16 protein-coding genes are annotated in these 20,514 nt (G+C 66.9%); 5 read left to right on the top strand and 11 right to left on the bottom strand.

Annotation, left to right across the window (positions count from 1 at the left end; genetic code table 11):
• Positions 1-53: 53 nt before the first annotated feature.
• The 6 genes from HNP49_RS02455 to yrfG all read right to left on the bottom strand — a co-directional run bounded on the left by HNP49_RS02455 (position 54) and on the right by yrfG (position 8,561).
• Complete coding sequence (locus tag HNP49_RS02455) at positions 54-2,639, bottom strand: LuxR C-terminal-related transcriptional regulator (protein WP_184680308.1); 2,586 nt, start codon at positions 2,637-2,639, stop codon at positions 54-56.
• A gap of 237 nt (positions 2,640-2,876) precedes the next feature.
• On the bottom strand, positions 2,877-4,244 hold the full coding sequence (locus HNP49_RS02450; protein ID WP_184680306.1) for a DUF1329 domain-containing protein: 1,368 nt from the start codon (positions 4,242-4,244) through the stop codon (positions 2,877-2,879).
• Positions 4,245-4,258: 14 nt separating this feature from the next.
• Positions 4,259-6,100 (bottom strand): DUF1302 domain-containing protein, encoded by a 1,842-nt coding sequence (locus HNP49_RS02445; protein ID WP_184680304.1) that lies wholly within the window; start codon positions 6,098-6,100, stop codon positions 4,259-4,261.
• A gap of 290 nt (positions 6,101-6,390) precedes the next feature.
• Positions 6,391-6,891, bottom strand: a complete 501-nt coding sequence (locus tag HNP49_RS02440; protein WP_184680302.1) for a hypothetical protein — start codon at positions 6,889-6,891, stop codon at positions 6,391-6,393.
• A 147-nt stretch (positions 6,892-7,038) separates the two neighbouring features.
• The gene (locus HNP49_RS02435) at positions 7,039-7,878 is read right to left on the bottom strand and encodes an ABC transporter substrate-binding protein (RefSeq protein ID WP_184680300.1); all 840 of its coding nucleotides are present in this window, start codon (positions 7,876-7,878) and stop codon (positions 7,039-7,041) included.
• Between the two features lie 8 nt (positions 7,879-7,886).
• Complete coding sequence (gene yrfG / locus HNP49_RS02430; RefSeq protein ID WP_184680298.1) at positions 7,887-8,561, bottom strand: GMP/IMP nucleotidase; 675 nt, start codon at positions 8,559-8,561, stop codon at positions 7,887-7,889.
• A 63-nt stretch (positions 8,562-8,624) separates the two neighbouring features.
• Here yrfG and nudE point away from each other — a divergent pair, with 63 nt between their 5' ends.
• From nudE to HNP49_RS02415, 3 genes are read left to right on the top strand one after another with little or no spacing between them, the layout of a single operon-like run.
• Positions 8,625-9,191: an ADP compounds hydrolase NudE gene (gene nudE, locus HNP49_RS02425; protein WP_184680296.1), complete on the top strand. Its 567-nt coding sequence runs from the start codon at positions 8,625-8,627 to the stop codon at positions 9,189-9,191.
• Complete coding sequence (cysQ, locus tag HNP49_RS02420) at positions 9,188-10,009, top strand: 3'(2'),5'-bisphosphate nucleotidase CysQ (RefSeq protein ID WP_184680294.1); 822 nt, start codon at positions 9,188-9,190, stop codon at positions 10,007-10,009. Before nudE ends, cysQ begins: the two co-directional genes overlap by 4 nt.
• Positions 10,009-10,458: a YiiD C-terminal domain-containing protein gene (locus HNP49_RS02415; protein WP_184680292.1), complete on the top strand. Its 450-nt coding sequence runs from the start codon at positions 10,009-10,011 to the stop codon at positions 10,456-10,458. Before cysQ ends, HNP49_RS02415 begins: the two co-directional genes overlap by 1 nt.
• 4 nt (positions 10,459-10,462) lie before the next feature.
• Here the strand turns inward: HNP49_RS02415 and HNP49_RS02410 are convergent, their stop codons facing one another.
• On the bottom strand, positions 10,463-11,248 hold the full coding sequence (locus HNP49_RS02410) for a sulfite exporter TauE/SafE family protein (RefSeq protein WP_184680290.1): 786 nt from the start codon (positions 11,246-11,248) through the stop codon (positions 10,463-10,465).
• A gap of 153 nt (positions 11,249-11,401) precedes the next feature.
• A complete protein-coding gene (locus HNP49_RS02405; RefSeq protein WP_184680288.1) occupies positions 11,402-13,318 on the bottom strand; it encodes a beta-ketoacyl synthase in 1,917 nt (638 codons plus the stop codon).
• A 175-nt stretch (positions 13,319-13,493) separates the two neighbouring features.
• On the opposite strand from HNP49_RS02405, the gene HNP49_RS02400 reads away from it, so the two are divergent.
• Positions 13,494-15,143, top strand: coding sequence for an acyl-CoA synthetase (locus tag HNP49_RS02400; protein ID WP_184681147.1), 1,650 nt, complete (start codon positions 13,494-13,496; stop codon positions 15,141-15,143).
• Positions 15,144-15,201: 58 nt separating this feature from the next.
• On the opposite strand, the gene HNP49_RS02395 is transcribed toward HNP49_RS02400, so the two are convergent.
• The 3 genes from HNP49_RS02395 to HNP49_RS02385 are packed head-to-tail and all read right to left on the bottom strand — an operon-like array spanning position 15,202 to position 19,487.
• A complete protein-coding gene (locus HNP49_RS02395; protein ID WP_184680287.1) occupies positions 15,202-16,569 on the bottom strand; it encodes an NAD(P)/FAD-dependent oxidoreductase in 1,368 nt (455 codons plus the stop codon).
• A gap of 35 nt (positions 16,570-16,604) precedes the next feature.
• Positions 16,605-18,113: an aldehyde dehydrogenase gene (locus HNP49_RS02390; protein WP_184680285.1), complete on the bottom strand. Its 1,509-nt coding sequence runs from the start codon at positions 18,111-18,113 to the stop codon at positions 16,605-16,607.
• Between the two features lie 27 nt (positions 18,114-18,140).
• Positions 18,141-19,487: an FAD-binding oxidoreductase gene (locus HNP49_RS02385; protein ID WP_184680284.1), complete on the bottom strand. Its 1,347-nt coding sequence runs from the start codon at positions 19,485-19,487 to the stop codon at positions 18,141-18,143.
• A 113-nt stretch (positions 19,488-19,600) separates the two neighbouring features.
• On the opposite strand from HNP49_RS02385, the gene HNP49_RS02380 reads away from it, so the two are divergent.
• Positions 19,601-20,488, top strand: a complete 888-nt coding sequence (locus HNP49_RS02380; RefSeq protein ID WP_184680283.1) for a LysR substrate-binding domain-containing protein — start codon at positions 19,601-19,603, stop codon at positions 20,486-20,488.
• The last annotated feature ends 26 nt before the right edge of the window (positions 20,489-20,514 follow it).

Here is a 20,514-nt window from a genome sequence, read left to right as displayed (position 1 = left end):
GGCGGTGATTTTTCCCGCAGAAAACGTACGGCTGTGGCCCGTGGTAACACCCTTCAGTCCAGCCAGCCGAGCGCCTTGGCCTGAGCCACCGCCTGGGTGCGGCGGACCACGCCGAGTTTGACGTTAATGCGCCGCGCGTGGGTCTTCACGGTGTGCAGGGAGATGTACAGCTGCTCGGCGATCTGCTGGTTGGACAGGCCGCTGGCGATCAGTTGCAGGACCTTGCGTTCGCGGCCGCTGAGCAGGCAGGTGCGCGCCGGTTCGGTCTGCGCCGCGCCGGGGGCCAGCTGGCTCAGCAGGGCACCATGGGCGGGGTCGTCGAACAGCGCGGCGAGGCCTTCGGCGTGGTGCTGCAACAAGACGCGCAAAGCCGGGAGCAGGCGCAGGTTCGCGGCGTCGGCGAGCAGTGGCCGCAGCTGCGCCAGGGCACCGTCGACGGCGCCTTGCTGAAGCCCTGCGTGGGCCAGGCTCAGCCGGGTTTCGGCGGCCAGGCGGCGGTAGCCGCGGGTCTGGCACTCCTCCAGCAGTGGCGCCAGTATGCGCTGCGCGCCGCTGGCGTCGGCCATGGCCAGCAGGGCCTGGGCCTGGCACAGGCGTGCGCGCAGGGCCAGGTCGTAGAAACCCGAGGGTGCCAGCTGGCCGCCGCTGGCCAGGCTGTCGATGACCTCACCGAACAGTTGCAGGGCATGGTCATAGGCCTGCTGGCGCAGCGCCAGTTGGCCGTGGGCCAGGCGCAGCACCTGGCGGTAGCGCACCTCGGCAACGTGCAGCCACTGCATCTGCCGCTCGGCCTTGTGCAGCAATTGCAGGGCCTCGCCATATTCGCCTCGCTCGCCCGCCAGTTCGGCGAGGCCGACGTAGCCGAACAACAGGTAGGCATCCTGGCTCTGTTCGGCCACCTGCAGGCCCTGGCGTAGGGCGGCTTCGGCCGCCTCGATCTGCTCCTGGGCAAACAGCAGGCTGCCCTTGAGCAGCCACAGGCGCGCCGCCACAGGGCCCTGGCGTCCGGCCTCGCGCAGGCGCTGCAGGTTGTCCTCCACCACCTGCTGGGCGGTGTCCAGTTCGCCGAGCTGACTGAGCAGGTGCACGCGGTCGACATTCAGCAGCGCCTCGTACAGCACGCTGCCCTTCTGCCGGGCATTCTGCAGGGCGGCCTGGCAGTACTGCTGAGCGGTGGGCAGATCCAGTTCGGCCATGGCCTGCTGGGCCAGGGCCTGCTGGCATAGCATGCGCTGCGACCAGGCGCTGGCCGGCAGTTGCTCCAGGGCTTCCAGGCAGTGCTGACGGGCACTGCGCAGGCCGCGCTGGCGCTCGATGACGCCGCGGATGGCCTGGTACTGGGCCAGCAGCTGTTGCTGGCGCCGGGCATCGGGCTGCGGCAGGAAGCGCGGCAGGTCCTGCACGCACTGGTCGGCCTCGTCGAGGCGGGTGCTGATGATCAGTGCCCAGGCCTGCAGGGCGATCAGCCGTGGCGTGCTGGAGAACAGGCTGGCCGGCAACTCGCTGCGCCACTGCAGGAACTGGGCGACGCTGTTGCCGATCAGCAGCTGCTCCTGTCCGTATTGCTGCAGGTAGTTGGCGGCGACTTCGGGCTGCTCGGCGGCCAGGGCATGTTCCACCGCGGCGCGCACATCGTCGCGCTCGGCGAACCAGCGGCAGGCCAGCAGGTGCAGGCGCTGCGGGCTGCGCGGCTGTGGCAGGCGGCGCAGGGCTGTGGCCAGAGGTCGCCAGAGGCGGAACCATTCGTTGCTGTGGTCGAGGCGGTGGAGGAACAGCTGGCGGCTGCGCAGGGTGGCGAGCAGTTCCGGGCCGTTGTCCTCGTCGAACAGCACGGCGCACAGCGCGGCGCTGAAGCGCGGGATATGGCTAAGGGCGATCAGCGCTTCGCGCAGCGCCGTCGGCAGGCCTTCCAGCACCTCGCGTTCGAGGTATTCGAGGAGCAGCGCCGAGCCCTGCTGCAGGCGTTCGCCCAGCTGTTCGCCGCCGCCCTGCATGAGCAGCAGGCAGATGCCGGCCAGCCAGCCTTCGCTGTGGTGCAGCAGCTGCTCCTGCAGCTCGCTGCTGAGCAGCAGCTGGCGCTGTTCCAGCAGGCGAGCCAGTTCCTGGGCATCCAGCGCCAGGTCGTGGGCGTCATACTCCTGCAGGTCGCCCTGCAGCAGCAGGCGCGGCAGGTTCCAGGCCGGCCGGCGGCGGCCGCTGATCCACCAGCGCAGGGTGTGCGGGCCGCGTTCGAGCAGGCGTTCGAGGCAGGCATCCAGTTCGCCGCAGGACTGGCGCGGGTAGTCGTCGAGGACGATCAGCAGTGGCTGTTCCTGATGGCTGAGCAGTTGGGTCAGCTGTTCCAGGGGTTCGCCGCTGCCGGGAGCCTGATGCAGGGCATGGCCCAGGCGGGCGAGCAGCTCGGCGGGCGTCAGCTCTTGGCCGAGCAGGTCGAGCCAGAGCACGCGGGTATCGCCGGGCAACTGGCGCACGCATTCGTTGAGCAGCACGCTCTTGCCGAACCCGGCCGGGGCGCAGATCAGGTTGAGCCGACAGGCATTGCTCAGCAGGGGCTGGGCCAGGCGCGGGCGCTTGATGTGCGTGGACGGCAGACGTGGCAGTGCGGCGAGATGGACGGGTGACGGTACGGACGAGGTCATGGCCACGACTCTTGTTGTTGTCAGAAAACGACGGTTGTCAGAAAACGACGGTTGTCAGGAAACGACGTGTTGTCAGGGGGCGAGCTTCTCTCTGGAAGCGCCGCGCGGTGAAACCTGTTGTCTGCGAACGATCTTAACCAAGAAGTGCCTGAGCACCGTGCTGCCGGTGAAAAAAAGGCGACCACGAGGGTCGCCTTAAACACGGAGCAACGTTGATGACTCTTGAATCCGACGCCTTCAGCGCACGCCGGCGTTACGCAGTGCCGCCGGGGTGAAGTCCTTCACCGAGGCGTGCACGCCGTACTGGATCGAGCGCTTTTCCTCGTTTTTCATGCCGATTGCCAGGTAGCGTCCGCCGATCAGGTCGTACAGGGCTTCAAAGGCGTACACCGGGGTTTCGACATCGTAGTTCTGCAGCAGCATGGCCTGACCGACGCGCCACAGCTGGCCGCGGCCGTCGTAGTGCTCGGACACGGCGATCTGCCAGCTATCCTCGTCGATGAAGAAGCGGCGCTTGGCGTAGATGTTGCGCTCGCCGCTCTTCAGCGTGGCTTCCACTTCCCAGACGCGGTGCAGCTCGTAGCGCGCCAGGTCCTGATTGGTGTGGCCGGCCTTGATGATGTCGGCGTACTTCACGCTGGGCGAGTCGAGCTGGTAGTTGTTGTAGGGGATGTACAGCTCACGCTTGCCCACCAGCTTCCAGTCGTAGCGATTGGGCGCGCCGTTGTACATGTCGAAGTTGTCCGAGGTACGCAGGCCGTCCGAAGCAGTGCCCGGGCCGTCGTAGGCCACCTGCGGTGCGCGGCGCACGCGGCGCTGGCCGGCGTTGTAGATCCAGGCCATGCGTGGCTCCTTGATCTGGTCCAGCGAGTCGTGCACCAGCAGCACGTTGCCGGCCAGGCGCGACGGCGCGGTGACGCGCTGCTTGAAAAACAGCAGGGCGTTGGCCGCCTTATCGGCGTCGATGTCGGCCAGGTTGTCGGGGAAGGCCACCTCGTCCTCGAACTGCACCAGGGTGTAGTCACCGTTGGTCTGCGGCACCGCCTGCACGATGTTGCGCTTGAGGTTGCCGCCGCGGTAGCGGGTGATGTGGTTCCACACCACTTCCAGGCCGTTCTGCGGGATCGGGAAGGCGTAGTAGCGGCTCTGGGCAAAGTGGTTCAGGCCGTTGCCACCTTCCACCAGGGTGGTGTTCTGCGCACTGGATTTGGCTGCGGCGTAGATGCTCTGCGGCACGGCGCTGGTGCGGTGTGAGGTGTACACCGGCATGCGGTAGGTCGCCGGGTAGCGTTTGAACATGGCGACCTGGCCCTCGGACAGTTTGTCCTGATGCTGCGCCAGGTTATCGGCGGTGATGGTGAACAGCGGCTTCTCGCCGGCGAACGGATCGCTGAGGAAACCATTGGCGTCCACCGCGGCGGCGCCTTTGGTCAGGCCGCCGGTCCAGGCCGGGATGGTGCCGGCAGTGTTGCCGGCCATTTCGCCACCGAGCGGCGTGAGGCTGCTGCCCAGCTTGGCCGCTTCCTCGGCGGAGACGGCAGCGAACACGCTGCCGGCCAGCAGGGAAAGACTGAGGGTGGCGATCAGTTGAGTAGTTGTTTTCATGCGCACGGATTCCCTTAGAAGTTCACGCCGAAGCTGAGGGCGACGAAGTCGCGGTCAACCGCGGTGTTGTAATCACCACCGAAGAAGTCGGTGTACGACAGGCTGGCGTTGTAGGTGTTGGCGTAGTTGGCGTCGACGCCGAAGCTGACGGCCTTGCTGCCTTCGTTGAACACCGGGCCGTAGCCGTCGACGTCATGCGCCCAGCTGATGTTGGGGCTGAGATTGATGCCGGCGATGGCGTTGCTGTAGTCCCACACGCCACGCACGCGATAACCCCACGAGCTGCTGGTGTAGAAGCCGTTGTAGCCATAGGCCGCCGCTGCCGCGACATTGGAGGCTGCCGTGCCATAGGGCGAACCGTAGATCGAGTCGCGGCCGTAGCGCACTTCGCTCTGGCTCTCCAGTGCGCCGATGTTGGTGTAGCCCAGCTCGCCCACCAGGGTGAAGCGCCCGGCGCCCATGACCTGATCGAAGAAGTGGGTCAGGGTGGTCTGCGCCTGCGTCACTTCCTTGCGGTTGTAACCACGCAGTTCCTTGTCGCCCTGGGCCATGGCCGCCATCACCCCGGCGGCACCACCACCTGCGGCGGCAAAGGCACCCGCCGGCACGGTGGCCAGCTTGCCGGTCATGTCGGTGCCGTTGATCTGCAGCGGCATGTTCGGCCGGTAGCTGATCTCGCCGGACCAGGCCGTGCCGGTGGGCAGGGTGGTGGCGAAACTGGCGCCGTACAGGCGGATGTCTTCCGGGTATTCCAGGTAGTACTCGCCGTTGCCGAGCAGGATCGGCTGGGCCAGGGCACCGCCGAGGGTGGTGAAGGCGCTGGCGATCTGCGCGGCGCTGCCGGTGGTGTAGCTGACGTTCGGCGAGCGGCTGTGATAGTTCATCAGGTAGGCGCCGTACTCGGTGTCGTCACCCATCCAGCGCAGGGCCAGGCCGTACTGACCGTCATCACGCGCATCGCGGTCGCCGCCGCGCGGTACGATCAGGCCTTCCTGGGTGAGCGCCACGCCACGCGTCGCGAGCAGCCCGGACAGCGGCTGCAGGCGGCCGACGGTGGCGCCGTCGAGGATGTTGTAGTTGTCGGCGCAGCCATCGGCGAGCACGTCGGAGCTGGCGAAGAAGGTGCCGCAGTTGTCGACGACGGTCTGATCCCACTCCAGCTGGTAGAACGCCTCGGCGGACAGCTGGTCGGTCAGGCTCTGCGAGATGTAGAGCATGTTGACCGGAATCAGACCTTCCTTGATCTCCGCGCCCGGGCGGCGGAAGGCGGCGGCGTCGACCGGGTTGATCGCATTGATGCCGTTGCCGATAAAGGTGCTCTCGCCCCAGCTCACGACCTGACGGCCCGCGCGCACGCTGCCCGGCAGGTCGGCGATGTCGTAGTTGTGGTAGACGAAGGCGTCGAGGATTTCCGCGCCTGAGGCCTGCGCGGCCTGCTTGCGGTTGCTGTCGTCGATGTCCTTGAACAGACGGCTTTCGTCCTTCAGTTCGAAGTCGTACCAGTACTTGCCACGGACGAACACGCCGGTATCACCGTACTTGAGTTCGAGGTCGTGGATGCCCTTGAAGATCTTCGAGAAGGTCTCGCCCTGCTTGAAGTTCAGTCGGCCGTCATCGCCGGTCTGGGTGAAGCCGGTGCCGCGTCGGCCGTTGTGGGCAAAGTTGGCGCTGCCGACCAGATCCGGATCGGCTCCGCGCAGCGACCAGCTGGCGCCGACCGACAGCGAGGAATCCAGCTGCCCCTCGATTTCTCCGATGTTGAAGTTGACCGCGTGCGCGGCGCTGCTGGCGGCCAGGCCGATGGCCAGCGCGAGGCTGTGGCGGGTGAAGCGTGTGGGCCTTGTTGTTGTTCTCATGCGGCTCTCCTGATGTGAATTGGCGAGAGCAACGTACGCAGAGAGCGACAGGCGGATAAGCGCACCAAGGGAGGATTCTGTGTGTCGCTCGAAAGTATGAGCTGGCGCGGCGGCTGGGCCCTGCAGCGATCAACAGCCTGATGAATGGAGGGGCATAGGGAGGGCGGGTGTGGCAGATCGCTTCGGCAATGAGCGGTACGCCTCTGCAGGAGGCTGGCGCGTGAAATGAAAACGCCGCGCTTCCTGTCGGGGCGCGGCGTTGCTCGGCAGTGGCGGGGTGGGTCTAGCCCTTAGCGGTGCTTCTTGTGCCACTGCTCTTTCTTGTGGCCGAGGGCGCGGCCGGGGTGCCCGTCATCGTCATAGCGGCTGTAACGGTAGCCATCATCGCGACTGTAGCGGCGGCCGTCGTGATCGTCGTCGCGGTTGCCATCACCGTATTCGTTGCCCAGCGCGCCGCCGGCTGCACCGCCAACGCCGGCGCCGATCATGCCGCCGGTGCTGCCACCGACCTTGCTGCCGATCACCTGGCCACCGGCGGCGCCGATGCCGCCGCCGATGGCGGCTTCGGTGCGGCTGCCCTTGTCCGCGCCCACGGCGCTGCCGGCGGCGCCGCCGACGCCGGCGCCGATGGTGGCACCGGTGCTGCCGCCGATCTGCTCACCGACCACGCTGCCGAGCACGCCGCCCAGCGCACCTCCGACGGCGGCTTCGGTATTACTGCCGGCCAGCGCCAGACCGGGAGCCAGGACCAGAGACAGGGAGAGCGGCATAAGCAGTGCAGCGAGTTTCATGGTTCACCTTGCGGGGGGATTAATGGCGCGCATGCTGCTGAGTCGGGCTGCCTAGCTCAAGTGCCAATTGCGCGGTCTGCGAGGCACTTCACGACCTCGACATCAGGCTGCACCGAAGGGGAACTCGCTGTGTAGCGCGCAGTCGGTTCAGCGCTTGAGCCATGCCGGGCGGGTGGTGGCCGGCAGGCCGGCGGGGGCCGGGTAGTCGAGGGGTATCAGTCGCCGCCGGGTCAACCCGGCGCGGTCGGCGATGGCACCGAAATGTCGCTGGAACAGGGCCTCAAGGCTGCCATCGGCCTGAATCAGGCGCAGCCCTTCCTCGAAGCGCTGTTTGAGAGCCTGAGCGTGGCGATGGAAGGTGAAGTACACCGGCATCGGATAGACCAGCGCCAGGTGTGGTTCGACCATCAGGTTCGGGTATTCGGGGTGGTGCGCCAGATCACTCCAAGCCTCGTGCAGGCCACGGTGGTAGTAGTCGAAACGGCCCTGGCTGAGCATGGCCAGCAGGTTGTTCGGGTTGGCCATGCCGACCACTGGCAGGCCATTGGCGGCAAACACGCTGAAGTCGCTCCACTGGCTGCCGAAACCGCCGCGCAGCTGGCGCAGGTCTTCCAGTGTCTGTACCCGGGCAAAGCGCTCGGCCTGGTCGCGGCGGATCAGCAGCAGGCGATAGCCGAGCATGCCCTGGTGCAGGTCCACGGGAATCACGGCAAAGTCGCGCAGTCGTTCAGCGGTTGGCGGGACGAAGGCGAGATCCACCTGCCGTTCCTGCAGCAGGTGCAGGCAGCGCTCCTGCGGTGGGTCGGCCTGTTCGGGGCTGGCGATGTGCTGTGGGCCGAAGGTGCCGGCGGTGCGCGCCAGAATCAGCTCGGTCAGTTCCAGGCGGTAGGCGTATTTTTCCGGCGCATGCTGGCACAGGCGCAGCTCGGCGGCCTGACTGGCGCACGAGCAGAGCAACAACAGGGTGAGCCAGCAGGACTTGAGCATGGCGGATTTCAGCAGGGGCTGCGCAATTGGCCGACCAGTTCAAGATAGTCCACCACCGCGGCAAACTCCTCGGTGGCCTTGGCCGGTTTGCGGCTGTCCGGCTGCTCGACTGCCAGCAGATGGGCGACGCCGAACTGCCGGGCGCTGCGCAGGATTGGCAGGCTGTCGTCGATGAACAGCGTGCGGGCCGGGTCGAAGGGGAATTCCTGCTGCAGGGCGAACCAGAACTGCTGGTCTTCCTTGGGGAAACCGTAGTCGTGGGAGCTGATCAGGCGGTCGAACCAGGGCGCCAGCTCGACCTTCTCCAGCTTGAGCGAGAGCGAGCCGCGGTGGGCGTTGGTGATCAGTGCCACGCGCTTGCCGGCGCTGCGCAGGGCGGCGAGGAAGGTGTCGGCGTGCGGGCGCAGCTGGATCAGATGGTCCACCTCGCGTTTGAGCAGGGCAACGTCCAGGCCCAGCTCGGCGCTCCAGAAGTCCAGGCAGTACCACTTCAGCTGCCCGGCGTGTTCGTGGAACAGCGGCAACAGCTCGGCCTCGGCCTGCGCACGGTCGATGCCGTGGTGCGAGGCGTAGCGTTCGGGCAGGTGTTCGAGCCAGAAATGGTTGTCGAAGTGCAGGTCGAGCAGGGTGCCGTCCATGTCGAGCAGAACGGTGTCGATGGTGGACCAGGGCAGTGTCGGCATGTGCGCAATTCTTTGGCGGGCTGTCAGGCGCGGTATGATAGCGCGTCATTCAGGGAGAGCCCCATGCGCCAGAAGCCTACCGTGCTGGCCAGCGAAATCGTTGCCAGCAGCCGCCTGTTCCGCGTCGAGCAATTGCACCTGCGTTTCTCCAACGGCGTGGAGCGCACCTACGAGCGCCTGGCCAGCCGTGGTCACGGCCATGGCGCGGTGATGGTGGTGGCCATGGCCGACGCCGAGCATGCTGTGCTGGTGGAGGAATACTGCGCCGGCACCGACGACTACCAGCTGTCGCTACCCAAGGGCCTGGTCGAGCCGGGCGAGGACGTGCTGTTGGCGGCCGACCGCGAGCTGAAGGAAGAGGCCGGTTTTGGCGCCCGCCAGCTGGAACTGATCACCGAGCTGAGCCTGTCGCCCGGCTACATGAGCCAGAAGATCCAGGTGGTACTGGCCCGTGATCTCTACGAGGAGCGCCTGCCCGGCGATGAGCCGGAGCCGATGCGCGTCGACCGGGTCAGCCTGCATGAGCTGTCCAGCCTGATCCAGCACCCACAGTTTTCCGAGGGCCGCGCCCTCGCCGCGCTCTATCTGGTGCGCGACCTACTGATGCAACGAGGAGAATTTCCGGCATGAGCCAGCAACTGTTTCCCGCCCTGATCGACCTGGTACGCCGCGCCGGTGAGGCCACCCTGCCGTTCTGGCGCAACGACGTGGCGGTGACCGAGAAGTCCGATGCTTCTCCGGTGACGGCCGCCGACCTGGCCGCCCATGCCATTCTCGACGCCGGGCTTCGCGCCCTGGCGCCCGAGCTGCCGGTGCTTTCCGAAGAGGCCGCCGACATTGCCCTGAACGAGCGCGCGGCGTGGACCCGCTGGTGGCTGGTCGACCCGCTGGACGGCACCAAGGAATTCATCGCCGGCAGTGAAGAGTTCACCGTCAACGTCGCCCTGATCGAGCAGGGCAGGGTGCTGCTGGGCGTGGTCGGCATTCCGGCCAGTGGTCGCGTCTACTACGGCGGCGCCGGCTTGGGCGCCTGGCGGGTCGATCCGGGGCAGGAAGCCGAGCGCCTTGCCGTGCGTCTGAACCCGGCCGAGGCTTTCACCGTGGTCGCCAGCCGACGTCATTCCAGCCCGGCGCAGGAGCGTCTGCTGGCCGGTCTCAGCGAACAGTTCGGCGACCTTGATCTGGTCAGCGTCGGCAGCTCACTGAAGTTCTGCCAGCTGGCCGAAGGCAGCGCCGATTGCTATCCGCGTCTGGCGCCGACCTCGCAGTGGGACACCGCCGCGGCCCAGGGCGTGCTGGAAGGCGCGGGCGGCGAAGTGCTCGACCTCAAGGCCAGGGCCCTGACCTACGAGGCCCGCGAGAGCTTCCTCAATCCCTCGTTCATCGCCTTGCCGCAGGCCGCCGCCTGGCGTGACGAACTGATCCAGCTGGCGCGGGCGCTGGACTGATGAGCGCGACCGCCGAGTCTTTGCAGGCTCTGCTGTACGAGGAAATTCCCTTGTGCCGCGCGTTGCAGGTTCGGGTTGAACGCTGGCAGGACCATCAGCTGTGCCTGAGCCTGCCGCTGGCGGCCAATGGCAACCCGCACGGTACCCAGTTTGGCGGCAGTCTCTATTGCGCCGCCCTGCTGGCCGGCTGGGGCTGGCTGCACCTGCGGCTGGCGGAGAGCGGCCTGGCTGGCGCGGTGGTCATACGCAATGCGCAGATCAGCTATCTGCTGCCGCTGGAGGGGGATGCATTGTCGCGCTGCAGTGCTCCCGCTGCCGAAGACTGGCAGCGTTTTGTCACGCTGTTTCAGCGTCGCGGCGTGGCCCGGCTGACCCTCAATAGCGAGGTGCTGGATGCCGAAGGGCGGGTAGCCGTGCAGTTCAGCGGGGAATACGTGCTGCAGCGCTGAGCGGTCAGAGGACCAGCTTGTAACCGATGAAGCCGAGCATGGTGGCCAGGCAGGGGCGCAGTACCGGGTCAGGAATGCGTCCCGAGAGATGGCTGCCCAGGTAGATGCCGGGCAGCGAGCCCATCAGCAGGTAGCCCAGCAAGTGCCAGTCCATGTTGCCCATGCTGGCGTGGCCGAGGCCGGCAATCAGGGTCAGCGGCACCGCGTGGGCGATCTCGGTACCGACCAGACGCTTGGTCACCAGATACGGGTAGAGCAGAAAGAGTGCCACCGTGCCCAGGGCGCCGGCGCCAATCGAGGTGAGGGTAACCATGACGCCGAGCAGAATGCCGGTGCCCACGGTCAGGGCATTGAGGGTACGGTCGCTGAGGTGGTAGTGATCGCCGGCATGGCGTTTGGCAAAGTCCAGCAGGCGTTGCTTGAACAGGATGGCCAGCGCGGTCAGCAGCAGCACATAGCCCAGCGCATGCTTGATCACCGCGTTCAGAGCTTCGGTATCGCTGTGCAGCGTGTTCAGCAGCCACAGGGTCAGGGCGGCAGCCGGTGCGCTGCCCAGGGTCAGCCAGCCGGTGATGCTCCAGTCGATGTTGCGGTTGCGCTGATGCACAACAATGCCGCCGGACTTGGTGATGGCAGCGTACAGCAGGTCGGTGCCCACGGCCGTGGCCGGGTTGATGCCGAACCAGAGCAGGATCGGCGTCATCAGCGAGCCACCGCCCACGCCGGTCATGCCGACGATAAAGCCCACCACCAGGCCGGCGACGATGAAACCGAGAATTCCGAAATCCATGCTGCTCTACCTGCCGGTGCGGGGCTCGATAAGAAAGGCCGGCATCTTAGCAATGCTTGTTATGCGTTTTTAGACTGATTTGTTTTGTAACTATTCCAGAATCGTCTTTTCCTGCGAGTGAGGCCGGGATGCTCGGTCCATCCCGGCGGCCTGTCAGCCTTCACTCAGGTCGGCATAACCCGGGTTGGCGGCGTACTGGATCGGCTGGGCAAAGCCCGGTACGCGGATCTGCTGTTGATCGATGTGCAGTTCGTGCTCGTCGATCAGCGCTTCACCGAAGCGGTAGAGGATGCCCAGTTCTCCCTGCAGGGCGCGCTGGTCATAGGCGGCGGCCTCGGCGCGGGTCTGCTCGCGGCGCTGACGCCAGGCGTCCAACGCGTCTTCGCCGTGACGGCGTTGCAGCAACTGCTCGACCAGGCACGGCGCCAGCACGGCAGCGCTGGCGTTGTTGCCGCCAAAGCCCTTGGAGTTGAGGAAGGCCACCTGCAGCGGCTGCTGGCGGTCGGCGGTGACGATCTCCAGGTGCTGACGGTGCACGTCGTCGGCGACCCGGTCGATGGTCTTGATCCCCGGCAGGATGCCGCTGGCGAAGGTGCCCAGGGCGGCGATCAACTGGTCGGCGCTGGCGGCGGCCAGGCTGTGGCCGACGTAGGCCTTGACCGCGGTGACCGGCCAGGACTCGATGGCGAAGGCGCCGGCAATACGGTCGAGCAGCTCGGACTCGGTCACGCGGTTAGCCGGAGTGCTGGAACCGTGGGCATGCACGAAGCTGTGCTGGCGCACGGTTTCCGTGCCGACCAGAGCCATGGTGCTGGCCACGGCCTTGGCCAGGGTCAGGTAGTTGCCCGGGCCGGGTGCGGAAATCGATTTCTTGAAGCCGTCGGCATTGATGAATACGTCCGGCACCGCACCGTGGATGTCGGTGCCCAGCTGCAGGGCCAGCTCGTCGTCCATCAGCACCACGTACTGGCTCGACTCGGCCAGAGTGAAGCCGCAGTTGTCGCCGAACGGCCGGCTGGCGCGGCGCAGGTCGACGCTCTCGCTGTCATCGCCGCTGCGCTGCTGGATCTGGCGCAGGGCATCCTCGGTGGCCAGCGCGCCCATGGCGCCGTAGCCGTCGATGCATTCGGTGGTGATCGGCGCCTCGCTGTTGCCGACGATGGCCACGCGGGTGCGCCCGCTCTGGATGCTCTCCACGGCTTTCTGCAGGTTGTAGAGGAAGGTGGCGCAGGCGCCGGTGACGCTGCCGGTGCTGCCGACGCTGCCCAGCACGTAGGCGTTGATGAAGTCCGCCGGCATGGTGTTGAGCCCCAGCGGCAGCTGCTTGGCGGTGACCCGGCCACCCTTGAGACGCGATTGCAGCAGACCGCCGTAGCCATTCTCGTCGAGCTGGCTCATCACGCTGCCGGAGTACACGGCGATCTCGTCCGGGGCCACGGCGGCGCTGATGGTTGCCCACGGCAGGCCGATGGACTGCAGGGCATCGCTGGCGCCGACGATGGCCAGTTGCAGGCCGCGCGGGTGGAATCGCGAGGGGTAGAGCGCGGCGGGATCGAAGCCGCTGGGCAACTGGCCGGCGGACTTCACCGGCAGGGCGCGGAAACTGTCGACCTTGATGTCGCAGCCGTCATATAGGGTGACCTGCACCTCGGTGTCGTTGAGCGGCTCGACGATCCAGTCGCTGGGCAGCGGCTCGGGCAGCTGCTTGCGCAGGGTGATGAAGACCAGCGGCTTGCCGGCGGTGCCGGTGACGGTGAGGTTCTTCTGCCAGTGCACCGCGTCGACATCCAGGTACTGCCTGTCGATGCGGCGGATCAGGGTGCCGGCGCGGATCTGCTCGCCGAAGCGGTTTTCCAGAGTCGTCAGGTCCAGCGGCTGGCCTTCGCCGTCGTGGTACTGACCGTCGCGGTACACCACCAGCCCCATCAGCACGGCCAGGCTGGCCAGGGTCTGCTGGCGCTGGCCAGCGTCGAGGCTGTCCAGAACGTAACGGCGGAAGCCGTGATGGAAGGAACTGCGACCGGCGGCGTTATAGCCCCCAAAGCCGACGATCACCGGTAGACGCGACATCAGACAACCACTCCCAGGTAAAACGGGCAGACGGCCGCGCGGGCGGCCGGTTAAGTGCCTAACCTGACGCAGGTCGTGACTGCAGAGTCACGCCCGCGACCAAGGTCGTACAGCCGCTGCGGCAGGCTTCTGCTAGGGTCGCACGCTGCGCAGACCCCGCTTCGGAGAGCCCGTGATGACCCCCTACAATCCCTACGAACTCGGCATGCCGCCGGTGGCCGCGAACTTTCAGGCGCTAAGCCCGCTGACCTTTCTCGAGCGTGCCGGCACTGTCTATCCGGAGCGTGTGGCGCTGATCAACGGGCCCCTGCGGCAGACCTGGGGCGAGACCTATGCGCGCTGTCGCCGGCTGGGTTCGGCGCTGGCGGCGCGGGGCATCGGGTTGGGCGATACCGTGGCGGTCCTGGCGCCCAACGGCCCGGCGATGTTCGAGGCGCACTTTGGCGTGCCCCTGTGCGGCGCGGTGCTCAATGCCATCAACACCCGTCTGGATGCCGAAGCCATCGGCTTCATCCTGCAGCATGGCGAGGCCCGCGTGCTGCTGGTGGACAAGGAGTTCGGCGAGCTGGCGCTGCGCGCCGCCAGTCATATGGCCAGGCCGCCGCTGCTGATCGGCATCGATGATCCGACCTATGCCGAGGGCAAGTTGATCGGCCAGCTCGAATACGAAGAGTTGCTGGCCGAGGGCGATCCCGAGGCGCCCTGGAGCCTGCCGGAAGATGAGTGGCAGGCCATCGCCCTTAACTACACCTCCGGCACCACCGGCAATCCCAAGGGTGTGGTCTACCACCACCGTGGCGCGCACCTGAACGCGCTCTCCAACATGATCAGCTGGGAGATGGGGCGCTTCCCGGTGTACCTGTGGACCCTGCCGATGTTCCATTGCAACGGCTGGTGCTTCCCCTGGGCACTGGCGGCGGCGGTCGGCACCAGCGTGGCGTTGCGCCATGTGCGCGCCGAGGCCATCTACCCGGCGCTGGCCGAGCATGGCGTCGATCATTTCTGCGGCGCGCCGATCGTGCTGAACATGCTGGCCAATGCCAGTGACGAGCTGAAGGCGCTGAAGAACCGCCCGGTCAAGGTGATGACCGCCGGCGCGGCGCCGCCCGCGGCGGTGATCGAGGCCATGGAGGCGCTGGATTTCCGCGTCACCCACGTCTACGGCCTGACCGAAACCTACGGCCCCAGCGTGGTCTGTGCCTGGCAGGATGAATGGGATGCCGCGCCGTCCGAACAGCGTGCCCGCCTCAAGGCTCGTCAAGGGGTGCGCCAGTTGCTGCTCGACGGCCTGATGGTGGCCGACCCGGACACCCTGCAGCCGGTGCCCAAGGATGGCCAGACCCTTGGCGAGATCATGATGCGCGGCAACCTGGTGATGAAGGGCTACCTGAAGAACCCCAGCGCTACTGCCGAGGCTTTCGACGGCGGCTGGTTCCACTCCGGCGACTTGGCCGTGTGGCACCCCGATGGCTACGTGGAAATCCGCGACCGCAGCAAGGACATCATCATCTCCGGTGGCGAGAACATCTCCTCCATCGAGGTGGAGGACGCGCTCTACCGTCATCCGCTGATCCTCGAAGCCGCGGTGGTGGCCATGCCGCATGCCAAGTGGGGCGAGACGCCCTGCGCCTTCGTTACCCTGCGTGACGGCGCCAGCCTCTCGGCCGAGGAGGTGATCACCTGGTGCCAGCAGCACCTGGCGCGCTTCAAGGTGCCGGGGCAGGTGGTGTTCGCCAGTCTGCCCAAGACCTCCACCGGCAAGGTGCAGAAGTTCCTCCTGCGTGAGCAGGCCAGGGCCATGGCCGAACGGCAGGCGGTGGCCTGAGGCGTATTGCGGGCATAGGTGTTCGGGCCGCCCGGCTTTTCCGGGCGGCCGCAGGGGATCAGGCCTCGGCCTGGGTGGCGGCGCGCTGGCCGGAGAGCAGGGCGCCGTGCACGGTGGCGAACATCTGTCGGTGGGTCGCCTCGCCGGCGAAGAACACGCGGTTTGAGATAGGCGCGGCCAGGTCGTCGCGCATCGCCGGTTTGGAGCCCAGTTTGTAGAAGGAATAGGCCCCGTAGCTGTACGGGTCCTGGCTCCAGCGGGTGATCTGGAAACCGATCGGGTCGGGGATGCCGCTGCCGAACATCTGTTTGAGCCGCGTCATGGCGCCGGCGACGATCTGCGCATCGCTCCAGGCTTCGATCTGCCCGCCGAAGTCCCCGGCGTTGAAGCCCAGCAGGATCGGCTGGCCGGTCAGTCGGGCCAGGTTCAGCCACTGACTCCACTGGCCGTGCTGGGACAGCGGCGGGATATATTCCAGCCAGTCTTCCTGCGGCCAGAACTGGGTCGGGAAGCGCAGGTAGCACTTGTTGAAATGGCCCATGCCGAGCTTGCTGATGGCGGTGGTCTTCTTGGTCGGCAGAGCCGGGGTGAATTTGATCGAGCCCTTCTTCAGTACGCCCAGCGGCACGGTAAGGATGACCCGGTCGGCGCTGAAGCTGCCCTTGTTGGTGGTGACCTTGACGGCCGCCGTGCTGGAGTCGATGGCGCTGACCACCTGTCCCAGCTGCACGTTGAGGCCGCGCGTCAGATGGTTGACCAGGGTGCGGTAGCCGTCTTCGAACACGGCGTCCTCGCCGTTATAGCCGCCCATGCTGTCGAACCAGTAGGTGGACAGGTCATTGCGGCTGCCCGCGTACTCCTGCTCCACGGTGCTGTTGGTGATGAACGCCAGCAGTTCCTGATCGGCTGTTTCGAGGCTGGCCCAGTCCAGCTGGCTCTCCACGGTGTTGCGCACCGAGCGGTCGATGGCGTCGTTCTGCCCCTGACGGATGGCCCAGTCATGCTCATCCTTGAGCTCGGCCAGGCGCGCCGCACGGGTGGCGCTGATCGGGCGGCCGTTGACGTCGTAGTCAATGGTGCTGTCGTAGCTGGTGGTGATCAGCGTGGCCCCGGCATCCTGCGCCAGCGGCGTGAGCGGGTTGCCGTCCATCTCGTGAATCCAGGAGGCCCCGAGATCAACCGGCGCGTCTGCCCAGGCGGCGCTGGTCCAGGTGCGGCCGCCGAGACGGTTGCGCGCCTCCAGTACGGTGACCTGATGGCCACGCCCGGCCAGTTGGCTGGCTGCGGCCAGACCGGCGATGCCGGCGCCGATCACGATGACCCGTTTCGGGCTGGTGGTGGCGCCCAGACTGGTCCGGCTGGCGGCCGCGGCCGCCGCCATGGCGGCAGCCAGGCCGGCGTTTTTCAGCAAAGTGCGACGATTCATCGGGTAACGCTCCTGTCTTGTGCTTGTTGTCGGGGTTACTGCTGCGTGGCCGGGAAGGCCTCGTCATCGGGGTAGGGGAACCATTCCGGGTCGTCGATGGCCTGCGGGGCGATCATCACCATCTTCGAGCGGCGGAATTGCTCCAGCCCCTCGATGCCCAGTTCACGGCCCTGACCGGTCATCTTGCGGCCGCCGAAGGGCACGCAGTCGTTGTCGTTGAGCGGGGTGTTGACCCAGACGATGCCGGACTCGATCTCGTTCACCGCGCGCATGGCTTCGGCGAGGTTCTCGGTGTAGATGTTGGCGCCCAGGCCGAATTCGGAGTCGTTGGCCAGAGCGATGGCCTCGTCCAAGCTGCGCACTTTGCATACCGGCGCCAGCGGGCCGAAGCACTCGCCGTGCATGATGTCCATCGCGTGGCTGACTTCCAGCACGGTGGGTTCGAAGAACCAGCCCTGCTCGCGGTCTGCCGGGCGCTTGCCGCCGCAGACGATGCGCGCGCCCTGTTCCACGGCGCGGGCCACGATGTTCTCTACCCGCGCCCGCTCGCGGGCCGACGCCATCGGGCCGATGTCCACGCACTCCAAGCCGTTGCCGATGCGCAGCTTGCGGGCCTCGGCCGCCAGGGCGCTGACGAAGCGGTCGTAGACATCTTCATGCACGTAGAAACGCTCGGCCGAGGTGCACACCTGACCGCAGTTGAGGAAGGCGGCGAAGGCGGCGCCACGGGCAACGATCTCCACCGGCGACGAGGGCATGACGATGAACGGGTCGTTGCCGGAGGCTTCGATCAGCACCGGCTTGAAGCGCAGCGCGGCGCTCTGCGCCACCGCCTGACCGGCCGGCACGCTGCCGGTGAAAGCCACGGCATGGGTGTGCGGGTGCGCCACCAGATGGCGGCCGACGTTGGCGCCGCCGGTCAGGCACTGCACCAGCCCGGCCGGCAGATGGTCGAAAGCCTGCATGACCAGCAGCAGGGTCAGCGAGGTCAGCTCCGACGGTTTGACGATGATGGCGTTGCCGGCCGCCAGCGAGGCCGCGGCCTGCCAGCCGAACAGCAGCACCGGGAAGTTGTAGGGCACGATGGAAACTACGGTGCCCAGCGGCTCCTTGATGGTCATGTGCAGCTGGCCGGCGATGGCCGGGCCGGCCACGCGGCCGTGTTCCTGACGGGCCAGTTCGGCGTAGTAGCGGAAGGCCGAGGCCGAAGCGCCGGCCTCCCACTCGGCTTCGCGGTAGGGTTTGCCCATCTCGCGGGTCAGGCATTCGCCCACCTGGGCGCTGAGTTCGCCGAGACGGTCGGCGACCCGGTGCAGGGCGTCGGCGCGCTCCAGGGCGCTGAGCGCCCACCAGCCCTTCTGGGCCTGGTTGGCCAGGGCAATGGCCTGTTCCATCTCGGCCTCGATGGCCTCGGCATAGCTGCCGATTTCGGCTTCGGTAGCCGGGTCGATGATGGCCACGCGGGCGCCGTTACCGGGCAGGTACTGGCCATCGACGAAATGTTGGGCGGAGCGTTCGAGCATCAGGGTGGCTGTGGGTGTCATGTGGGGATTTCTCTCTTGTTGTGGGGATCAGGCCAGGCGGTCTTGCAGGCCGTAGTGCAGGTAAGCCAGTTGCAGGCCCAGGCGCTGTTGCCAGGCTCGGCTGGGCAGGCGCCCCGGCAGATTGCGGAACACCGCGCACTGCTCGCGGGCGCTGAGTGGCTGGCCGGCGATGGCGCGGGCCAGGGTGCGGCCCATCCAGGGCATGGTGTTGACCCCGGAGCCGAAGCAACCCAGGGTGAATAGCACGCTGGGATCGTCATCCAGGCGGCCCCAGCTGGGCACCAGCTTGCGGGTCACGGACACCAGGCCGCGCCAGAAGTAGTCCACCGCCAGCGGGCCGGCGTCCGGGAACTTGCGCGCGATCAGGGCGTGCAGGGCAGCCTGCATGCGCGCATCGCGCTGTGGGTCGCCCCAGGTGTCGCTACGCGCGCCGAGCAGCAGGCGGTTGTCCGGCAGGCGCCGGTAGTAGGTCACCAGCATGCGGGTGTCGGACATCGGGCTCAGGTTGTTCAGGCCGATGGCCTGCCATTGCGCCTCGCTCAGCGGAGCCGTGACCAGAATGTTGGAGATGGCCGGGAGGGCGCGATGGCGCAGTCCGGCGGGCTCCTCGCCGTCGCGATAGCCGTTGGTGGCGACCACCACCTGACGGGCGCGGACCTGGCCCTGCGGCGTCTGCAGAACGTGCCAGGCACCGTCCTTGCGCCACTGCTGCATGGGGCTGCGGGCATACAGGCGGGCGCCATGCCGGCGGGCGGCCGTGGCCAGCCCCAGTGTCAGCTGCATGGGATCGATGCCGCCGCCCTCGGTCATGTGCAGGGCGCCGAACTGGTCAGGGCCGTCGTGGCCTATCTCGGCAAAGGCCTCGCGGCTGAGGGTCTGGCAGGGAATGCCGGCCTGGCGCAGCCAGCGGCCTTCTTCATCCAGTTCAGCCAGAGCACCGCGCGAATGCGCGACCTGGAAGATGCCCTGGCCACAGGCGCCCAGCTCGAAGCCTTCGTCCTGCGCCAGTTCATAGACCAGGGCCTGCCCTTCACGCTGGGCTTCGAAGAAGGCGCGTGCTTCGGCTTCCGGCCAGCGGCGGAATACCTCGGCGGCAGCCAGCTTGCAGGCAGGCAGGGTGTTGAAGCCGGCATTGCGCCCACTGGCGCCCCAGCCGATATCGCCGGCCTCCAGCACCGTTGTTTCGAGTCCGTGGTCGCGGCTCAGGTGCAGCGCGCAGGACAGCCCTGTATAGCCGCCGCCGATGATGGCGACGTCGGTCTGGATGTCAGCCTGCAGAGCCTCCAGATGGGGCGCAGGGTTCTGTGCCGCCCAGTAGCTGGTGTGGTACTGGCGGCGGTCGTACAGGCTGGGGTGGAAAATCATGGCGCTCATAGGGTCTCCGCGCTGGCGGTACTGCGTGGGGGCAGCATGCGAGTCGCTCCTCGGGGCTACAACCTGCGTTTTCTGTGCTAGGTTGTTAAAAAAACTAATAGCTGGAGATCGGCATGGCTGTGCACCGTTTGCCACCCTTGAATGCCGTGCGTGCCTTCGAGTCCGCTGCCCGTCTGGGCAGCTACGTGGCCGCCGCGCAGGAGCTGCATGTCACCCAACCGGCCATCGGTCGGCATGTAAAGGCGCTGGAAGAGCGTCTGCAGACGCAGTTGTTCCAGCGCACGCCGCGCGGCGTGGTGCTGACCGAGGACGGCTGGCGTTACTTCGAACAGGTCAGCGCCGCGCTGACGCAGATCGCCGAGGCCACCTACGAGCTGACTTCCCGTGCTCAGCAGCGCTGGTTGCGCCTGCTGGTGGTGCCAGGGTTTGCCGGGCGCTGGTTGCGCCATCACCTGGCCGAGTTTCGTGCGCTGCACCCCGGCATTCGTATCGCGCTGGAGCCCAATCCGTCCTTCCGCGAAGTGACGGCCGAGCGGGCCGATCTGGGTATCGCCTTTGGCGAGGGGGAGGAGTTCAGCGGGCCGCGCGAGGTGCTGGTGCAGCCGCAGATATTTCCGGTCTGCTCGCCGGCGTTTCTGCTTGAACATGGGCCGCTGACCCGGGTCGAGGATCTGCTGCGCCTGCCTTTGCTGCACGAGGATGATGGTTACTGGTGGGGCGCCTGGCTGCAGAGCCAGGGGCTGCGGGCGCGGCTGAGCAGTGAAATGTCCTATGTCAGTGCCGATCAGGTGATCGACCTGGCCCTGGCCGGCGCCGGGGTGGCGCTGACCAACGGCCTGTTGGTCGAGGAGGAGCTGGCCAGCGGCCGGCTGGTGCGCCCGCTGGCTAATCAGGCGGTGCTGGAGGGCTATCTGTTGCTCAGCCCGGCAGGAGGCTTGAAGCCGGAGGCCAAGCTGTTCCGCCAGTGGCTGTTCGCCAAGCTGGCCAGCCTTCAGGTGTGACTTTTTCTAATAGCCGGGTGCCCTAA

Source organism: Pseudomonas fluvialis, from assembly GCF_014207935.1.
In the GTDB taxonomy this organism is placed as follows: domain Bacteria; phylum Pseudomonadota; class Gammaproteobacteria; order Pseudomonadales; family Pseudomonadaceae; genus Aquipseudomonas; species Aquipseudomonas fluvialis_A.
The sequence above is the reverse complement of the archived record's forward strand: the minus strand, read 5'-3'. Positions and strand labels throughout refer to the sequence as shown.